The organism is Cerasicoccus maritimus (assembly GCA_031296935.1).
Classification (GTDB): Bacteria; Verrucomicrobiota; Verrucomicrobiia; order Opitutales; family Cerasicoccaceae; genus Cerasicoccus; species Cerasicoccus maritimus.
Genome location: JAVDPD010000025.1, coordinates 25,646 through 41,853, shown reverse-complemented (window position 1 = coordinate 41,853; position 16,208 = coordinate 25,646). Strand labels below are relative to the sequence as shown.

The following is a 16,208-nucleotide window of genomic DNA, read 5'->3' as shown; positions in this document are numbered from 1 at the left end:
AATTCAATCGGTTAGGATGACTACGTCTTCGGGGCGGGCGGCAGCGTAGATTTGGCCATCACGGGAGCCGCCGAGGTGCTGCGGGTTGATTTCCGATACGCGCAGGGACTCGCCGCCCGCAGTGGGTGCAACGTCGTAGTGCGCAACTTCGCCGTAGTAAGTCAGACCGTCGATCGTGGCGGGAATCGCATTCACGGCGGCAGCCTTTTCTTCGAGACGCAGCATCTCCGGGCGGATCATAATCGTGACCGCGGCGCCCGCCGAAAGCGTGGTCCCTTCGGGCGCTGAGCCGAGCAGCTCGCCAAAGGCTGTTTCGACCACATAAAATCCGTTGGCCATCGTTTTGAATTTGCCCGGGATGAAGTTGGCCTCACCGATGAAGTCCGCGACAAACTTGTTCTTCGGGCGACGATAGACATCCACCGGACTGCCGACCTGCTGAAGCTCGCCGCGCGAGAAAACCGCCATCCGGTCTGCGATGCTCAGGGCCTCCTTTTGGTCATGGGTCACGTAAATCGTGGTCAACTGGTACTCCTTGCAGATGCGGCGAATTTCCAGGCGCATATCGTTGCGGAGCTTGGCGTCGAGGTTGGAAAGTGGTTCGTCGAGCAGCAGGCACTTGGGGCGGATAACCAGGGCGCGCGCAAGGGCCACGCGTTGCTGCTGGCCGCCGGAAAGCGCGTTGGGCTTGCGGTCGCCGTATTCCTCCATCTGGACGGAGGCCAGGGCTTCGCGGGCGCGCGTGAGGCGTTCGGCCTTGGGCACTTTTTGCTGCTCCAGACCGAAGGCGACGTTTTCAAGCACGGTCATGTGGGGCCACAGCGCGTAGCTCTGGAACATCATGCCAGTGCCGCGCTTGTGGGGTTCCTTTTTGGTGACATCCTCGTCGCCGAAGAGGATCTTCCCCTCCTCCGGGATGTAAAAACCCGCCAGGCAGCGTAGCAGCGTGGTTTTGCCGCAGCCACTTGGCCCGAGAAGAAAAAAGAGTTCACCCGGCTCGATTTCAACATCGATGCCGGCGAGCGCCGTTGTCTCGCCAAAGCGTTTGATTACGCCTTGCACACTTACCCCAATCATGCGGGCAACGTCAGCGAATGCGGCGCCAAGTGTCAAATTAAACGCAAGAAATCCCACTTTGCGTCACAATAATGCTACCAAACGGGCTTTTGGCGCGAATTTTGGCCCGTAAATCGCTTTATAACAAGCTGTTTAGGTGCGGTTCTCATTGACAGCATTAGGTCCAATTGCACCCTATGAAGTTTATTCATGTTCAGAGCTTTTCATTACGGATTACTACTCGCGATCACCGCTGGTGCCCTGCACGCCGAGCGGGACTTGAAAGCCGACACCAGTGGTGACCAAAGCATTGCTGGTCTGGAAAAGAAACTTGCCCAAGATCCGAACAACCTCGACGTGAAATATGACCTTGGCATCGCCTACACCGAAGTTGCCATGAATGACGAGAGCGAGCAGGCGCTGGATAAGTCCATCGTGATCTTCAAAGAGATCCTCAAGGTCGATCCCGACAACGCCAAGACCCAAGCTATGCTCGGGAGCAACACCGTCATGAAGGCGCAGTATGTGTCCATTTTCAGCAAGCTCGACTACGTGGAAAAGGGCTACACCATCCTTGACGAGCTCATTGCCAGCGACCCCGACAACCCGGACACGCGCCTGATCCGTGGCATCAATTCGGCTCGTAGCCCGGGATTCCTTGGCCGTGGCGACGTGGCGACCGAAGACTTCGAATGGCTCCTGGCCGACATGGAGAAATCCAGCAACACTTACGACGACAACTACCGCCGGACCATTTATTATTATGTGGGCGATTGGTATCTGGAAGAGCGCGACAAACGCTGCGTGGCCCTACTGATGAAGGCGCACAGCACACCCGGCGCTCCCCGGCTGACCGACGACATTGAAAAATCGCTCAAGCGCGCAAAGAAGCGTTTCCCATCTACTTACAGAAAGCTCGAAAATGACGCAAATTAGTCTCATGGATGACCTCGCCGAGGTATTAGTCAGTGGAGAGGCGCTGGCCCAACGCATTGCCGAATTGGGCGAGACCATCACTAGCTACTACATGGATCAAGGCATCGAGGAAATCGTCCTCGTGGCCGTGACCAACGGGTCCATCGTTTTCGTGGCCGACCTGATGCGCCAGCTCAAGCTGCATGCCAAGCTGGACTGCATACGCGTGTCCTCCTACCGCGACGACACCACCCCCGTTTCCGAGCCGGAGATCATTGACAACATTCGCATGAACATCGCCGGCGAGCACGTGCTGCTGATCGACGACATTCTCGACACCGGCAGCACGCTGCAAAAGCTCGTGAGCGTCCTCAAGCGCATGAAACCAGCAACGCTGCGCACCTGCGTGCTCCTCGACAAGGAGGGCCGCCGCACCAAGACCTATCAGGCCAGCTACAGCGGCTTCACCATCCCGGAGGCATTCGTGGTTGGGTATGGCCTGGATTTTGCTGAACGATACCGCAATCTGCCTTGCATCGGCGTGTTGCGTCCGGAATTGCAAAACCCGCCCGAGTGGTGCTAGATTAAAGTTCGTAAGCGTTTAGGTGAGTAGGTCGTTAGTATAGACGTAACTCAACACACCTGCACACTCACGCACTTATACACTGTTTAATCATGACTTTAGAAGAGAAACGAGATGAACTGGTCGAAGACCTGTCGATTATTGAAGATCCACAGGAGCGTTTCGCATACATTATCGACAACGCGAAGAGCCAGAAGCCTCTAGCCGACGAGTTCAAAAACGACGCCTTCCGCATCGAAGGTTGTCAGTCCCAACTATGGCTGGTGCCGAGCTTCGAAGACGGCAAATGCTACTTCGAGACCGATTCGGACGCCGTAATCACTAAAGGCGTCGCGGGCCTGCTCACGCAGCTTTATAGCGGTTATGCGCCGGAGGAGATCATTGCGATACCACCGGATTTCCTCGCCCAAGTTGGCGTTACCCAGCATCTAACACCTAACCGTCGCAACGGTCTCTCGAACGTGTGGAATAAGATTAAGGCCTTCGCCGAACACTGCCTCAAAGAAGTCTAGATTCAAGTCAATAGCCCCTAATTGACAGCCCAGATATACCCCCTCTGAAAATTCTAGCAAATCCGGAGTCATTGAGCTAAACCCGCTATGTCATGAATGTGCTCATAGCAGAAGACGACGCCATCTCCCAAAACTTGCTGAAGACGAATCTACAGCAAATGGGTTACAATGTGGCCGTCGCTGGTGATGGTGAAGAAGCATGGCGCATTTACGATACTTGTCCGACCCGTATCGTTGTCAGCGACTGGCTCATGCCGTGTCTGGACGGGCTCGGTCTGCTGGAGCGTATTCGCAACCGTCCGGAATCGGACTACACCTATTTCATTATGCTCACAGCCAACGTTGCCGATGAGCAAAACTACATCCGCGCGATGGACGCTGGCGTCGATGATTTCCTCAGCAAGCCGCTCGACCGTAACCAACTCAAAATGCGACTCCGTGTCGCTGAGCGCATCCTGCAAAGCACTTCGCGCATCAAGTCGCTGGAAAACATCCTGACTATTTGCAGCTATACGAAGAAGATCAACTTCCCGGATGAAGGCTGGCAGACGATCGAGGAATTTATGCAGCGCCACCTCGGTATCCAGGTCTCGCATGGCATCGAGCCCGGCTACTACGAAAATGTCATTAAGCCACAGTTGGAGGAGCTAAAGGCTGAAAGTAAACAGCAGCAAGGGGAGTAGTGTCCCTTGGTCTGCCCGGAGTCATCATTTTCAGGTAAAATCTTTGCGATTTTCCCTTGTCGGCACTGCCGCGGAACGTAGCATACTGCCTCATCCTACACCTGTCGAGTTGATCGGCGCACCCGCCCGGGTGGTGGAATGGTAGACACTGGGGACTTAAAATCCCTTGCCCGCAAGGGCGTGCGGGTTCGAGTCCCGCCCCGGGCACCACCTTAAACGCGCGAAACTGAAGGTAAGAGAATCAACGACCGCACGATGGCAAAAGCTCCAAGCGCCGATGCTCGCCGTCTATGGTAAAATTTAGCGAAATTGCGTCTTCCAGCCAATAGCTGGGGACTTTTTGCGGCCATTCAATGACCAGGGCCCAAGGATCGCGCTGTAGGTCTTCGATCAAAAGGTCTTCTGCTGAATCAGGCGTCTCCAGGCGATATGCATCTAGGTGAAGCAGCTGTCGTTCGCCTTGATAAACATTGAGCAGGTTGTAAGTTGGGCTGGTGATGGGCTGCGTAATGCCCCAGGCGCGCGCCAGGCCACGCGTAAAGGTGCTCTTGCCCGCACCGAGGTCGCCATAGAGTGCGATGGTGCAGTTTTTGGGCATTTGTGCAGCGAAACTGCCTGCCAACTTCTCGGTTTCCTCGGGGCTGGTCGTGTTGACGCCGGTTTTCAGCTGGGTGAAAAGGTCTTCCATCGGTGTTGACTGAACTGTCGTCTCAGCGTTTCTATATCTGGATGAGATGGTTAGGTTACGTCGCCCTTTGCTGCCTGGTGCCTTGGTTGGCGAGAGGAGAGCCAAGGACGTGGACCGACAAGGCCGGGCGTCAGGTTGAGGCCGAGTTTATTGCGCTAGAAGCCGGTCATGTGAAGATTAAAAGAAGTAGCGACGGGCGCACCTATTTATTTCCGGTCGAGTCGCTATCGAGGGAGGATCAAGCCTACCTGCGTAAGATCATCTCTGAATCAGGTAAAACAGAAGCTGTTCAGGAAGCAAAGCCATTTGAAGGCTTGCAGTGGCCGCGTAAGGTTGGACTGCCAGACAATTACGACGTCCAGGTCGTGAAGGAAGACAATGCGACCAATGTTTACATTTACCGCACGCCAAACTTCGAGTTTCATTCCGATGTAAAGCTAGCGAGGAAAGTTGTCCGGGATTTTGGCAAGATTTTCGAATCTACTTATGCCGCGATGCAGGTTTTTCCGTTGAAATGGAAACCGCACCCCAGCGAAGCCCGATACGTGACGCGTCTCTTCAAACATAAGCAAGATTATTACGATGCGGGTGGTTTGCCTAACTCGGGAGGTGTGTACTTTTCATCAAAACGCGAAATTTGGACACCGCTTGCGAGCTTGGGGGTCAAAAAGTCTTCCAGCAGTTATACTTTAGATGATTCTGACGACCACGGCACGTTGATTCACGAAATCACCCACCAGGTACACCATGACTGGCTGGGCAAACTACCGCCGTGGATCATTGAAGGCATGGCCGTTTACATGGAGAGCGTTCCCTACCGCAAGGGGGAGTTTCGCTTTGATAAACGCAAGGTGGATGAATTTGACCGCTTGCAGCGGCGTGGCCTGTTTCGGATGGTCTCGCCTGAGGAGCTGATGACCATGTCCGCTAGCGAGTGGAATTCAAATTTCGCCAATGCACCGGATGAGCTCAGAAATTATTATCTATCTGCATTTCTCCTGTTCAATTACTTCCTGCACCTTGACGGGGAGGGCGAAGGGAGACGCATCTATGCCTACGTGCGGGCAATTGAGTCTGGCGCGAGTGATCAGGATGCGCGCCAGCTTCTGCTGGCAGGACGCAGCTATCAGGGGCTCACGGAGCAAATAAAAGACGCCTACAAACGTGAGGACATCGATTTGTAACTAAATATAACGACCTACTAGGTTGCTTTCATGCATAGATTCAAGGGAAAACGCCGTTGACGGCGAACCAAACGACTCCCAAGGTGTCCTATTCGCTAAATTGCCCATTTTCCAATGATCGGATCTATTCTTAAGAAGTTTTCGGGTAGCCACTACCGCAAGTTTTACAAGCGGGCGCAGCCGATTGTAGACAAGATTAACAAGTTGGAGCAGGGATTCCAGTCCCTGACCGAAGAGCAGCTCAAGGCAAAGACTCCGGAGCTGATGGAGCGCTACCAACAGGCTTGGAAGGCCGGCAAGGAGAAGCTTGGCGGTGAAAACGCAGAGCCTGACAAGCTGGTCGACCTCAATAAGGAGATCCTGGACGAAATGCTCCCTGAGGCATTCGCGGTCTGCAAAAATGCCGCACGACGACTCTGTGGTCAGCCTATCGAATACACCGGCACTCAAGACACCTGGAACATGGTGCACTACGACTGCCAGCTCATCGGTGGAATGGCTCTGCATGACAACAAAATTGCGGAAATGGCCACCGGTGAAGGTAAAACACTGGTGTCGACTCTGCCGCTTTACCTGAACTCGCTGACCGGTCGCAACTGTCAGCTCGTCACCGTCAACGAATACCTTGCGCAACGTGACGCCGAGTGGATGGGCCACCTCTTCAAGTATTTGGGCCTCACCATTGGCGTGCTGCGTAACCAGCAGCCCAACGAAGAAAAGCACGCTGCCTACCAGTGCAACCTGACCTACGGCACCGCGTCCGAGTTCGGCTTCGACTACCTGCGCGACAACGGCATGGCTGGCTCCAGTGAGCAGCAAGTCCAGAAGGATCACTATTTCTGCATCGTTGACGAAATTGACTCCATCCTCATCGATGAAGCGCGCACGCCGCTGATCATTTCCGGCCCAATGGCCGAAAACCGTGAAGCGCCTTTCCAGGATCACAAGCCTGGGATTCAGAAGCTGGTCGCCGCTCAGTTCAAGCTCTGCAATAAGCTCATCATCGAAGCCAAGAATGAGCTGGAGAAGGAAGACCCGGATCGCGATGACGCGTTCCGGAAGATGCTTCAGGTCAAGCTTGGCATGCCGAAGAATCCGACCTTCATGCGCCTCATGGAGCGCGGCGATGTCCGCTTGCCATTTGAGAAGTATGACCTCGAGATGCACGGCGATTTCAACAAGGAGCAGCTCTACGCGATCAAGGAAGAGCTCTTTTACCAGATCGACGAAAAGCAGCATCAGGCTGACCTCACCGAAGCTGGTCGTAGCACACTGCGTCCGGGCAACCCCGATGCCTTCGTGATGCCCGACCTGCCGACGGAGTTCATCGAAATCGATCGTGATGACAGCCTCGATGACGAAGGCAAAATGAAGGCCAAACAAGAGGCCGAAGCAAGCTTTGCACAGCAGAGCGAAGACCTACACTGCATCAGCCAGTTGCTTCGCGCCTATTCACTTTACGAGCGCGACAAGCAGTACGTGGTCACCGAAGAAGGCAAGGTCGTCATCATTGACGAGAACACTGGCCGCCCGATGCCGGGGCGCCGTTGGTCCGAAGGGCTCCACCAAGCGGTGGAAGCCAAGGAAAACGTGAAGATCGAGAGGGAAACCAAGACCTACGCAACGATCACGATTCAGAACTATTTCCGACTTTACGAAAAGCTCGCTGGTATGACGGGCACGGCGGAAACCGAGGTTCAGGAATTCCATGACATCTACAACCTCGATGTGATGATCATCCCGACCAACAAGCCGTGCATCCGCGTCGACGACAATGACGTCATCTACAAGACCGAGCGCGAAAAGTTCGCTGCGGTCGTAGAAGCAGTTGCCGCCGCGCACGATCGTGGCCAGCCGGTGCTGCTGGGCACGGCTTCGGTTATCTCCTCGGAAGACATCAGCAAGCTGCTGACCAAGCGTAAGATCCAGCACTCCGTGCTGAACGCGAAATACCACCAGCAGGAAGCGGAGATCGTCGCCAATGCTGGCCAGCGTGGCGCCGTTACCGTGGCTACGAACATGGCAGGCCGCGGAACGGACATTAAGCTCGGCGAAGGCGTTCGCGACTTAGGTGGCCTGATGGTGCTCGGCACCGAGCGCAATGAGTCGCGTCGTATTGACCGCCAGTTGCGTGGTCGTTGTGCACGTCAAGGCGACCCCGGCCACACGAAGTTTTACATCTCGCTGGAAGACGACCTTATGCGCTTGTTTGCGAATGCTGGGCCGATCTCCAAAATTCTGCAAACCACATTCAACGAGGGCGAAGTGCTGGAGCACCCGTTGCTCAACCGCTCGATCGAATCCGCACAGAAGAAGGTGGAGCAGCAGCACTATTCGGTGCGTAAGCGCCTTCTACAGTTTGACGAAGTGCTCAACCGCCAGCGCGAAGTCGTCTATGGCCTGCGCAATGACGCGCTCCAGGTGGATGCTCCGCGCGACTTGATCTTCGATATGATCGAGGAAGAGCTCGAAGAGCGTTGGGACAACATTGCTCCCGGCGGTAAGGAGCCGAGTAGTGAAGATCTGGAGAATCTCCTGAGCTGGCTCAACAGCCACTTCCCGATTTCGCTCAAGAACGAGGATTTGTCAGGCAAGGGCCGCATCGACGCGATTGCATTCCTTAAGTCGGCCGTTGAGAAGGTTTACGCCGAGAAGGAAGCGTTGGAAGACCCCGAGCACATTGTGGGTCTGCAGCGCAAGCTCATCACCATCTCGCTCGATAACAACTGGCAGGACCACCTGACCGAAATCGAAGACCTCCGCCGCGCGATCTACTTGCGCAGCCATGCGCAGAAGGATCCGCTTATCGAGTTCAAGACCGAAGCTTTCACTTATTTCCAGGAAATGATGGGCCGTGTGCGCAATGAACTGTGCCGTCGCTTGTTCCGTAGCTCGACTTCACTGGAAGCTCATGCGCGTTCGCAGCAGATGATGCAGCAAAAGGCGCAAATGAGCGGGCCGGATGAAGGCGCGGTGGCGCAAGGGCAGGGCGTTGGTTCTGCCGGGTTGGCCGTAGCTTCCAAGCAGCAAGTGAAGCTGCCGAAGGTACAGAAGTCAGAGCCAGTGGTCAATCTGCCGAAAATTGGCCGCAATGAAACGGTGACGATTCGCCGCGGTCCGCAGACTCAAACCCTGAAGTTCAAGAAGGCCGAGCCGCTTATTCGAAACGAAGGCTGGGTGCTGGTGGAATCGGTCAAAAAATAACTCCAGACCCTAGACTTTTTAGATCGTTTTCGTCGTTTTAAAGCCTGGTTTTGTGTCTTGATTTAACCGTATACGGAAGCCCACAAAGCTCGGGTAAGCGTTGGTGCGTGCGTGGTAGTCGGGGAACTTTTCTTTGACTTCGTCGACCATGCGCCCCTCGCGGAGATCTTCGACCACGAAGCCATTCGCGAATTGCGCTTGAGCAATGTTTTCAAAGGTGTGGTGGTAGGCTGTCAGGTCCATGCCTGCCATTTCAAAACGATAAGGCTCGTTGTGAAAATAGGGGCGGATCGTAGGTTGGCCATTCGCACGCGTGCCCATGCTGGTTACCTCGTCCATGGGGTGGTGCATGCTGAAAACCACTTGGCCACCGGGTTTCAACAGTCGGGCAAACTCCGCAAAAACCGGCTGTAAATCTTGCTCATAATGCAGGACCAGCGCGCTGACAATCAGCCCGAAAGAGGCGTCGGCAAAAGGCGTCTTTTTCACGTTGGCCACGTGGAATTCGAGCTCGGGATTTTCCTGCCGAGCGATCCCAATCAGCGATTCCGAGAAGTCCGCGCCAACGACATCAAATCCGCGCTTGGCCAGCCATTTTGTTAGCAATCCGCTGCCACAGCCGAGGTCCGCGGCGGGGCAGGGCGCAACATTGGCGAGCAGTGACTCGATCATCGGATGGTCGATGTAGCGGTTCCACGCGCTTTCTTCCTCGCGCTGACGCTTCGCATGGTAGTCCGCGCCAAAGTGGTTATACATGTCTTGGTTGGCCGACATGGAATACTCAGGTTTGCGGCTTGGCGGCCCGTGGTAGGTCTTGCGCCAGGAAGTGCAGCAGGTATTTACCCTCGAACTCTTCGCCGGGCAGGAAGTCATTCACCTTCCAGACGTGGCGTGGCTTGATTTTCAGCTTCGCGACTTCCTCGGCGTACTCGCCGCCTTTCCAGTAGATGAGGCCGTTTTCCAGCGAGTGTTTTTGCCCGCGGCGGCCGAGCTTGCGGACCCAATTGCAAAACAACGGCAGCTCCTTAACAGCGCGGCCGGTGATGAAGTCGAACTCGCGGTTAATTGTCTCGGCGCGGCAGTTACGAACCTCGACATTGTCCAGCTTGAGTTGCTTGGCGACGTCTTCGACGACCTTGATTTTTTTGCCAACCGAGTCCACCAGCGTGAAGTGCGCGTGCGGGTAACAGATTGCCATGACGAGGCCGGGGAGGCCGCCGCCGGTGCCCACATCGATCACGCGGGCGCCTTTCATCAGCTTGAGCACGCGGGTGACGATCAGGCAGTGCGCGAGGTGTTTCTCCTCGAGGCGCTCGATGTCTTTGCGCGAAACGAGGTTGATCTTGGCGTTCCAGTCGCGCATCAGGGCGGCCCAGGCGGTTAGCTGGTCCCAAGTGGCGGTGTCGATGTCAGGAAAATGCTGTTTTATGGTTTCCACGGTCAGAAATCCCACGTTATGTAGAGCGCTTTTCTTCGACGCAAACCGCAACTTCATGCTTGCAACGCATCAATTCATCCGAATTTATTGATGCGTTAATTCCGATATGTCCAATTCTGCAATCAACAAGCCGTTTACGAAAAAAGGTCAGCTCCTCGCCGATTTGCTGGCGGAGCGCATCGTCTTCCTCGATGGAGCGATGGGGACCATGATCCAGCAATACAAGCTGCAGGAAAAGGATTTCCGTGACGAGTCACTGGCCGACGCCCCGGGCGACCTCAAGGGCAACAACGACCTGCTCAGCTTCACGCGCCCGGACATCATCAGCGAAATTCACCGCCAGTTCTTCGAGGCCGGCGCGGACATTATCGAGACGAATACCTTCAGCGGCACCACGATTGCGCAGGCTGACTACAAGCTCGAGCACCGCGTGCGCGATATCAACGTCGAGTCCGCCAAGCTGGCGCGCAAGGTCGCGGACGAAATTTCCGAGAAGGAAGGCCGCCCGACGTTCGTCGCCGGCGCCATGGGCCCGACGAACCGCACGGCCTCGCTCTCGCCCGACGTGAACCGCCCGGAATACCGCGCGACGAGCTACGACGAGCTTTACCAGGCCTACTACGAGCAGGCCGAGCAGCTCATCGAAGGCGGCGTTGACTTGCTGCTCCCGGAAACGACTTTTGACACGCTGAACCTCAAGGCTGCACTGCACGCGATTGCCGATTTGCAGGACACGCTGGAAGAGCGTATTCCGGTGATCGTGTCGGTGACGATTACGGACAAGTCCGGTCGCACCTTGTCCGGCCAAACTGTCGAAGCGTGCTGGAATTCCATCCGCCACGCCAAGCCGCTTTGCGTTGGCCTCAACTGCGCGCTCGGCGCCGACCTGATGAAGCCTTTCCTCGAAGAGCTGTCCGCCGTCGCCGATTGCTATGTGCACGTTTACCCGAACGCCGGATTGCCGAATCCGCTCGCGCCGACTGGCTATGACGAGACCCCGGAAACAACCGGCAGCGCCGTGGGCCAATTTGCCAAGGATGGCCTCGTGAACCTGGTGGGCGGCTGCTGCGGAACGACCCCCGCGCACATTGCCGCTGTGGTTAAGGAGCTTTCCCCGTTGCCTCCGCGCAAGGTCCCGACTTTCGAGCCCAAGCTGCGCCTCAGCGGTTTGCAGGCATTGAACATCGATCCGTCGATGGGCTTCATCAATGTCGGCGAGCGCACCAACGTGACCGGTTCGCCGCGCTTTAAGAAGCTAATCAAGGCCGACGATTTCAATGGCGCACTCGCCATCGCGCAGAGCCAAGTCGACAGCGGCGCTCAGGTCATCGACATCAATTTCGACGAAGGCATGCTCGACGGCGAGGAGTGCATGACGCGCTTCCTCAACCTCGTGGCGTCGGAGCCCGACATTGCGAAGGTGCCGATCATGATCGACAGCTCGAAGTTCTCAGTCATCGAAGCCGGTCTCAAGTGCGTGCAGGGCAAGTGCATCGTCAACTCGATCAGCCTCAAGGGCGGCGAGGAAGAATTTAAGGCGCAGGCGAAAAAAATTATGCGCTACGGTGCGGCAGTTATCGTCATGGCCTTCGACGAAAAAGGCCAGGCCGACAACCAGGCCGACAAGGTAAAGATCGCTCAGCGCTCCTACAAGATCCTGACCGAGGAAGTCGGCATGGACCCGCAGGACATCATTTTCGACCTCAACATCCTGACGGTTGCGACTGGCATGGAGGAGCATAACAACTACGCGGTGGACTTCATCGAAGCCGTCCGCGAAGTGAAGCAAAAGTGCCCCGGCGCGCGCACCAGCGGCGGCCTGTCGAACATTTCGTTTTCGTTCCGCGGGAACAACCCGGTCCGCGAGGCAATGCACGCCGCGTTCCTGCACCACGCTTGCGCGGCAGGGCTCGACATGGCTATCGTCAACCCGAGCCTGCTCATGAAGTATGACGAGATGGATGCGACCATGAAGAAGATGGTCGAGGACGTCTTGCTCAACCGCGATGCCGACGCCACCGAGCGCCTCATCGAATACGCGGAGAAGGTCAAGGACGGCAGCGTCACGCTCGGCGCGGGCACACCGGAAGAGCGCATCAACGCGGCCATGATTCAGGGCATGAACACGCTGCGAGAGCTCTTCGAGCGCGCCAACGCGGAGAAGAATCCCGAGATCATCGAAAAGTTTTTGCAGGGCGGCGCAGGCGCGGTTCCCGCAGCGGAAAAAAAAACGGCTGACGTAAAGACCGACTGGCGCAATGGCACGGTCGAGGAGCGGCTGAGCCATGCGCTCGTTAAGGGCATTACGACCCACGTCGACGCCGACACGGAAGAGGCGCGCCAAAAATACGGCCGCCCGCTGGAGGTGATCGAAGGTCCGCTGATGGACGGCATGAAGGTCGTCGGCGATCTCTTTGGCTCCGGTCAGATGTTCCTGCCGCAGGTGGTGAAGAGCGCCCGCGTGATGAAGAAAGCCGTGGCCTACCTCATGCCTTACATGGAAGCGGAGAAGGAAGACGGCGCGGGTAACAGCGCGGGGAAATTCCTGATCGCGACCGTGAAGGGTGACGTGCACGACATCGGCAAAAACATCGTTGGCGTGGTGCTCGCGTGCAACAACTACGAGGTCAAGGACCTTGGCGTGATGGTCGACTGCGACACTATTTTGAAGGAAGCGGAAGAGTGGGGCGCGGATATCATCGGCATGTCCGGCTTGATTACGCCATCGCTCGACGAAATGATTCACAACGCGCAGGAGATGAAGAAGCGCGGCTTCAAAACGCCGCTGCTCATCGGTGGCGCGACGACCAGCTCGGCGCACACGGCGATCAAGATTGCGCCGCACTACGACCAGCCAATCGTCCGCGTGGGCGACGCCTCGCTCGTCACCGGCGTTTGCAACAATCTGCTCAACCCGAAGAAGCGCGACGCGTATTTGCAAGAGCTTGCCGCTGAGCAGCAGAAGCACCGCGCGCGTTTCGAGAAGGGCAAGGACAAGGTGAAAATTCTGCCAATTGCCGAGGCGCGTACGAAGGCACCGCAGATCGAGTGGGGCGGCTACGAGCCCGCCAAGCCCGCGAACTTTGGATTGCAAAGTTGGGACAACATCCCGCTCGACCGAGTACTGGAATACTTTGACTGGTCGCCGTTCTTCCATTCGTGGGAGCTCAAGGGCGTCTTCCCGAAAATCCTGACGCACAAGAAATACGGTGCCGAGGCAACGAAGCTTTATGACGAAGCCCAGCGCTTGCTGGAAGACATCATTAAGAACCAGCGTTTCCGCCTGCGTGGGGTGACGGCGCTGTGGCCCGCGCAAAGCGTTGGCGACGACGTGGTGATTTACACGCCAGAAGACCACGCCAAGGAACTCGCGCGTTTCCACTTCCTGCGTCAGCAAAAGGAGAAGCTCAACCAGGGCGAAACCTACAAGTGCCTCGCCGACTTCGTGGCGCCGCAGTCAACCGGCATCATCGATGTACTCGGCGGCTTTGCCTGCACGGCGGGCGAGGAAGTCGACGCCTACGCGAAGACCTTCGAAGATAAGGGTGACGACTTTACGGGCATCATGATCAAGGCCCTGGGCGACCGTTTTGCGGAAGCCTGCGCCGAGTGGCTGCACAAGCAGGTTCGCGATGAGTGGGGCTTTGGCCTAGAGGAAGCTTTCTCTGGCAAAGCTACTTTGGATTGCAAAGTTGGCGAAGTCAATGAGCACGTTGTGTGGATGGTCAAGGAGCAGTACCGCGGTATCCGCCCGGCGGCGGGCTACCCGGCCTGCCCGGACCACTTGGAGAAGGACACGCTCTGGGATGTGCTCGATGTCGAAGCGCGCACCGGCATGAAGCTCACCGAGAGCCGCGCCATGTGGCCGGCGGCATCGGTCAGCGGTCTCTACTTCGGGCACCCGGACGCCAACTACTTCAACGTGGGCCTGATCGGCCGCGACCAACTGAAGGACTACGCCGAGCGCAAGGGCATCACCGAAGACGTCGCCGCGAAGTGGCTCGCTCCGAACCTGAATGAGTAAGGGTTACGTTCTTTTCATCGGGTGGAAAGCGGCTTGAAGCTGCGGTGGAATGAGGCCATGCTGACGGTATGTGTTCTCAGCCATCTCCCTATCCGCGTGACTTGAAAGGCTATGGCGGGCAACCGCCGCATCCGCAGTGGCCGGGCAATGCCCGCGTGGCGATGTCCGTCGTTTTAAATGCCGAGGCCGGTGCCGAGCTTTCCCTGGCCGATGGCGATGAGCGCAATGAGGCTGTTTACGAGATTTTGGAGCCGATTGAAAATGTGCCCAACCACTGCCTGGCGTCGCACTTCGATTACGGGCCGCGTGTGGGCTACTGGCGGATTATGCGCGTTCTGGACCGTTTTGGCGTAAAGAGCACAGTTAGCTCGGCGGGGCGCACGATTGAAAAAGCGCCCTGGCTTGCGCAGGACATCGTGGCGCGTGGTCATGAAATTTCCGCCCACAGCTACCGCTGGGAAAACCATTCGCAGATGGATGAAGCGCATGAGCGGGAGATCATTCAAAAGACCATCGACGCCATTGAGAACGCCTGCGGTGAGCGTCCGCAGGGCTGGCACACCAAGGGCGCGCCGTCGCCGATTACGCGGCGGCTGCTAGCGGAGATGGGCTTCCTCTACGACTCCGATGCCTACGACGATGACTTGCCGCGCCTGCAAACAGTGGCGGGCCGACAACATGTGATCGTGCCTTACGCTTTCGACACGAATGACATGCGTTATCAGGCGGGGCCGGCGGGTAAATTTCTCTCAGCCGACGACTTTGCGCAGGTCTGCATCGATGGCTTTGACACGCTGTGGGAGGAGGGTGCCGAGCAACCCGCAATGATGTCCATCGGCCTGCATCCGCGCTACATCGGGCGGCCGAGTCGCATTGGCGGATTGATCAAATTCCTGGAGCATGCCACCGCGAAGGGAGACGTGTGGTTTGCGCGGCGGGTGGACATTGCGCGCCACTGGCAGGCGCGATTTGGCGAATTGCGGGACCGCGTGCAGAAGCAGTGAAATTGGGTAGGTTTCGTGGGGCTTTACTGGGTATCCATTTACCCAGGATTTCCTCCGAATATGAATTTGACGGTTGTGACCTCTGCCGCTAGACTAATTCACAATGTTTATGCGTTTGTTTGGAATATGCCCCTTCGCAGTATTTCTCGCAGTGTCTGCTAGCTATCTTCAAGCAGCCACATTAGATGGTTCTTTTGTCACTACCACCCAAAGCACAACCTGGGATCTTACTGCTTTAGGAACGGATGATTGGGAATACTGGAGCACCACAGCTTCTTCGTTTGATGGCTCGCCGACTAATTTTAAGAGCGGAGGCAATGGTTCTCTAAGTGATCTTTACGCTGTGGGCGGAGGAGGGTTGCGGGGAACCGGCAGCTCAGCGCTAACCGACATTCATATTAGCTATACGGATGGGAGTAGTCCGACGTCTGCTGATGCTTCTCTGAGAGGCGCATTTAATTCTCAACTAAGCGTTGAAGGGGCTGGTGTAGGCTTAGATATTACGCTGCCTACCACTGATACCTACGAAGTTAAGATTTTTACGGGCGGCTATTTTGATTCATCTGCTGGTTCAGTGGGCACATTCACGGCAACTTTGGATGGAGCGACTACCTATACTGATAGTAGCCTGATTAGCACCGTTAACAATCCTAAGGCGGGGATTGTCTACACGCTTTTGGTGACGCCTGATAGCGCCAATGACGTGCTTAGCGTATCTATGGTGCTCTCCAGCCGCCAGGGGACGAATGGCAATCAACACACCTACATGGCTGCGGTGACCGTGTCGCAAGTACCTGAGCCTGCAACATATGCCTTATTTGCTGGGCTGGCAATGCTTGGACTGGCAGTTTATTTTCGCCGTCGATAGGCGTAGGCTGGTTCTTTGCCGTTAACTACGATTAATTCGGTGGAATAAT

The 16,208-nt window shown here is 56.4% G+C and carries 13 protein-coding genes and 1 tRNA gene; 10 read left to right on the top strand and 4 right to left on the bottom strand.

Annotation, left to right across the window (positions count from 1 at the left end):
• Positions 1-3: 3 nt before the first annotated feature.
• Positions 4-1,077, bottom strand: coding sequence for an ABC transporter ATP-binding protein (locus tag RBB62_RS14945; protein WP_309399796.1), 1,074 nt, complete (start codon positions 1,075-1,077; stop codon positions 4-6).
• A gap of 189 nt (positions 1,078-1,266) precedes the next feature.
• On the opposite strand from RBB62_RS14945, the gene RBB62_RS14940 reads away from it, so the two are divergent.
• The 5 genes from RBB62_RS14940 to RBB62_RS14920 all read left to right on the top strand — a co-directional run bounded on the left by RBB62_RS14940 (position 1,267) and on the right by RBB62_RS14920 (position 3,959).
• Positions 1,267-1,992, top strand: a complete 726-nt coding sequence (locus RBB62_RS14940; protein WP_309399794.1) for a tetratricopeptide repeat protein — start codon at positions 1,267-1,269, stop codon at positions 1,990-1,992.
• Complete coding sequence (gene hpt, locus RBB62_RS14935; RefSeq protein ID WP_309399793.1) at positions 1,979-2,554, top strand: hypoxanthine phosphoribosyltransferase; 576 nt, start codon at positions 1,979-1,981, stop codon at positions 2,552-2,554. Before RBB62_RS14940 ends, hpt begins: the two co-directional genes overlap by 14 nt.
• 92 nt (positions 2,555-2,646) lie before the next feature.
• A complete protein-coding gene (locus RBB62_RS14930; protein WP_309399792.1) occupies positions 2,647-3,066 on the top strand; it encodes a SufE family protein in 420 nt (139 codons plus the stop codon).
• A gap of 92 nt (positions 3,067-3,158) precedes the next feature.
• Positions 3,159-3,749 carry a response regulator gene (locus RBB62_RS14925; protein ID WP_309399791.1) on the top strand — a complete coding sequence of 197 codons (591 nt, stop codon included), beginning with the start codon at positions 3,159-3,161 and terminating at the stop codon, positions 3,747-3,749.
• A gap of 124 nt (positions 3,750-3,873) precedes the next feature.
• Positions 3,874-3,959: transfer RNA gene (locus RBB62_RS14920), tRNA-Leu, on the top strand.
• A 31-nt stretch (positions 3,960-3,990) separates the two neighbouring features.
• Here the strand turns inward: RBB62_RS14920 and tsaE are convergent.
• Positions 3,991-4,437, bottom strand: coding sequence for a tRNA (adenosine(37)-N6)-threonylcarbamoyltransferase complex ATPase subunit type 1 TsaE (gene tsaE / locus RBB62_RS14915; RefSeq protein WP_309399790.1), 447 nt, complete (start codon positions 4,435-4,437; stop codon positions 3,991-3,993).
• 2 nt (positions 4,438-4,439) lie between these two features.
• Between tsaE and RBB62_RS14910 the strand changes: the two genes are divergently transcribed.
• Complete coding sequence (locus tag RBB62_RS14910; RefSeq protein WP_309399789.1) at positions 4,440-5,621, top strand: SHD1 domain-containing protein; 1,182 nt, start codon at positions 4,440-4,442, stop codon at positions 5,619-5,621.
• Positions 5,622-5,735: 114 nt separating this feature from the next.
• A complete protein-coding gene (gene secA / locus RBB62_RS14905) occupies positions 5,736-8,825 on the top strand; it encodes a preprotein translocase subunit SecA (RefSeq protein ID WP_309399788.1) in 3,090 nt (1,029 codons plus the stop codon).
• An 18-nt stretch (positions 8,826-8,843) separates the two neighbouring features.
• Here secA and RBB62_RS14900 read toward each other — a convergent pair whose 3' ends face one another.
• Together RBB62_RS14900 and rsmG are read right to left on the bottom strand one after the other, a co-directional pair.
• Positions 8,844-9,599, bottom strand: a complete 756-nt coding sequence (locus tag RBB62_RS14900) for a class I SAM-dependent methyltransferase (protein WP_309399786.1) — start codon at positions 9,597-9,599, stop codon at positions 8,844-8,846.
• Positions 9,600-9,606: 7 nt separating this feature from the next.
• Complete coding sequence (gene rsmG / locus RBB62_RS14895; protein ID WP_309399784.1) at positions 9,607-10,263, bottom strand: 16S rRNA (guanine(527)-N(7))-methyltransferase RsmG; 657 nt, start codon at positions 10,261-10,263, stop codon at positions 9,607-9,609.
• Between the two features lie 106 nt (positions 10,264-10,369).
• Here rsmG and RBB62_RS14890 point away from each other — a divergent pair, with 106 nt between their 5' ends.
• The 3 genes from RBB62_RS14890 to RBB62_RS14880 all read left to right on the top strand — a co-directional run bounded on the left by RBB62_RS14890 (position 10,370) and on the right by RBB62_RS14880 (position 16,159).
• Positions 10,370-14,287: a methionine synthase gene (locus tag RBB62_RS14890; protein ID WP_309399783.1), complete on the top strand. Its 3,918-nt coding sequence runs from the start codon at positions 10,370-10,372 to the stop codon at positions 14,285-14,287.
• 68 nt (positions 14,288-14,355) lie between these two features.
• Positions 14,356-15,291 (top strand): polysaccharide deacetylase family protein, encoded by a 936-nt coding sequence (locus RBB62_RS14885; protein ID WP_309399782.1) that lies wholly within the window; start codon positions 14,356-14,358, stop codon positions 15,289-15,291.
• A gap of 109 nt (positions 15,292-15,400) precedes the next feature.
• On the top strand, positions 15,401-16,159 hold the full coding sequence (locus RBB62_RS14880; RefSeq protein ID WP_309399781.1) for a PEP-CTERM sorting domain-containing protein: 759 nt from the start codon (positions 15,401-15,403) through the stop codon (positions 16,157-16,159).
• Positions 16,160-16,208 lie beyond the last annotated feature (49 nt).

What these genes read in the sequence shown, in the direction of transcription:
- RBB62_RS14945 (WP_309399796.1), bottom strand. Translation starts at nt 1,077, where the DNA reads ATGATTGGGGTAAGTGTGCAAGGCGTAATCAAACGCTTTGGCGAGACA.
- RBB62_RS14940 (WP_309399794.1), top strand. Translation starts at nt 1,267, where the DNA reads ATGTTCAGAGCTTTTCATTACGGATTACTACTCGCGATCACCGCTGGT.
- hpt (WP_309399793.1), top strand. Translation starts at nt 1,979, where the DNA reads ATGACGCAAATTAGTCTCATGGATGACCTCGCCGAGGTATTAGTCAGT.
- RBB62_RS14930 (WP_309399792.1), top strand. Translation starts at nt 2,647, where the DNA reads ATGACTTTAGAAGAGAAACGAGATGAACTGGTCGAAGACCTGTCGATT.
- RBB62_RS14925 (WP_309399791.1), top strand. Translation starts at nt 3,159, where the DNA reads ATGAATGTGCTCATAGCAGAAGACGACGCCATCTCCCAAAACTTGCTG.
- tsaE (WP_309399790.1), bottom strand. Translation starts at nt 4,437, where the DNA reads ATGGAAGACCTTTTCACCCAGCTGAAAACCGGCGTCAACACGACCAGC.
- secA (WP_309399788.1), top strand. Translation starts at nt 5,736, where the DNA reads ATGATCGGATCTATTCTTAAGAAGTTTTCGGGTAGCCACTACCGCAAG.
- RBB62_RS14900 (WP_309399786.1), bottom strand. Translation starts at nt 9,599, where the DNA reads ATGTCGGCCAACCAAGACATGTATAACCACTTTGGCGCGGACTACCAT.
- RBB62_RS14890 (WP_309399783.1), top strand. Translation starts at nt 10,370, where the DNA reads ATGTCCAATTCTGCAATCAACAAGCCGTTTACGAAAAAAGGTCAGCTC.
- RBB62_RS14885 (WP_309399782.1), top strand. Translation starts at nt 14,356, where the DNA reads ATGTGTTCTCAGCCATCTCCCTATCCGCGTGACTTGAAAGGCTATGGC.
- RBB62_RS14880 (WP_309399781.1), top strand. Translation starts at nt 15,401, where the DNA reads ATGCGTTTGTTTGGAATATGCCCCTTCGCAGTATTTCTCGCAGTGTCT.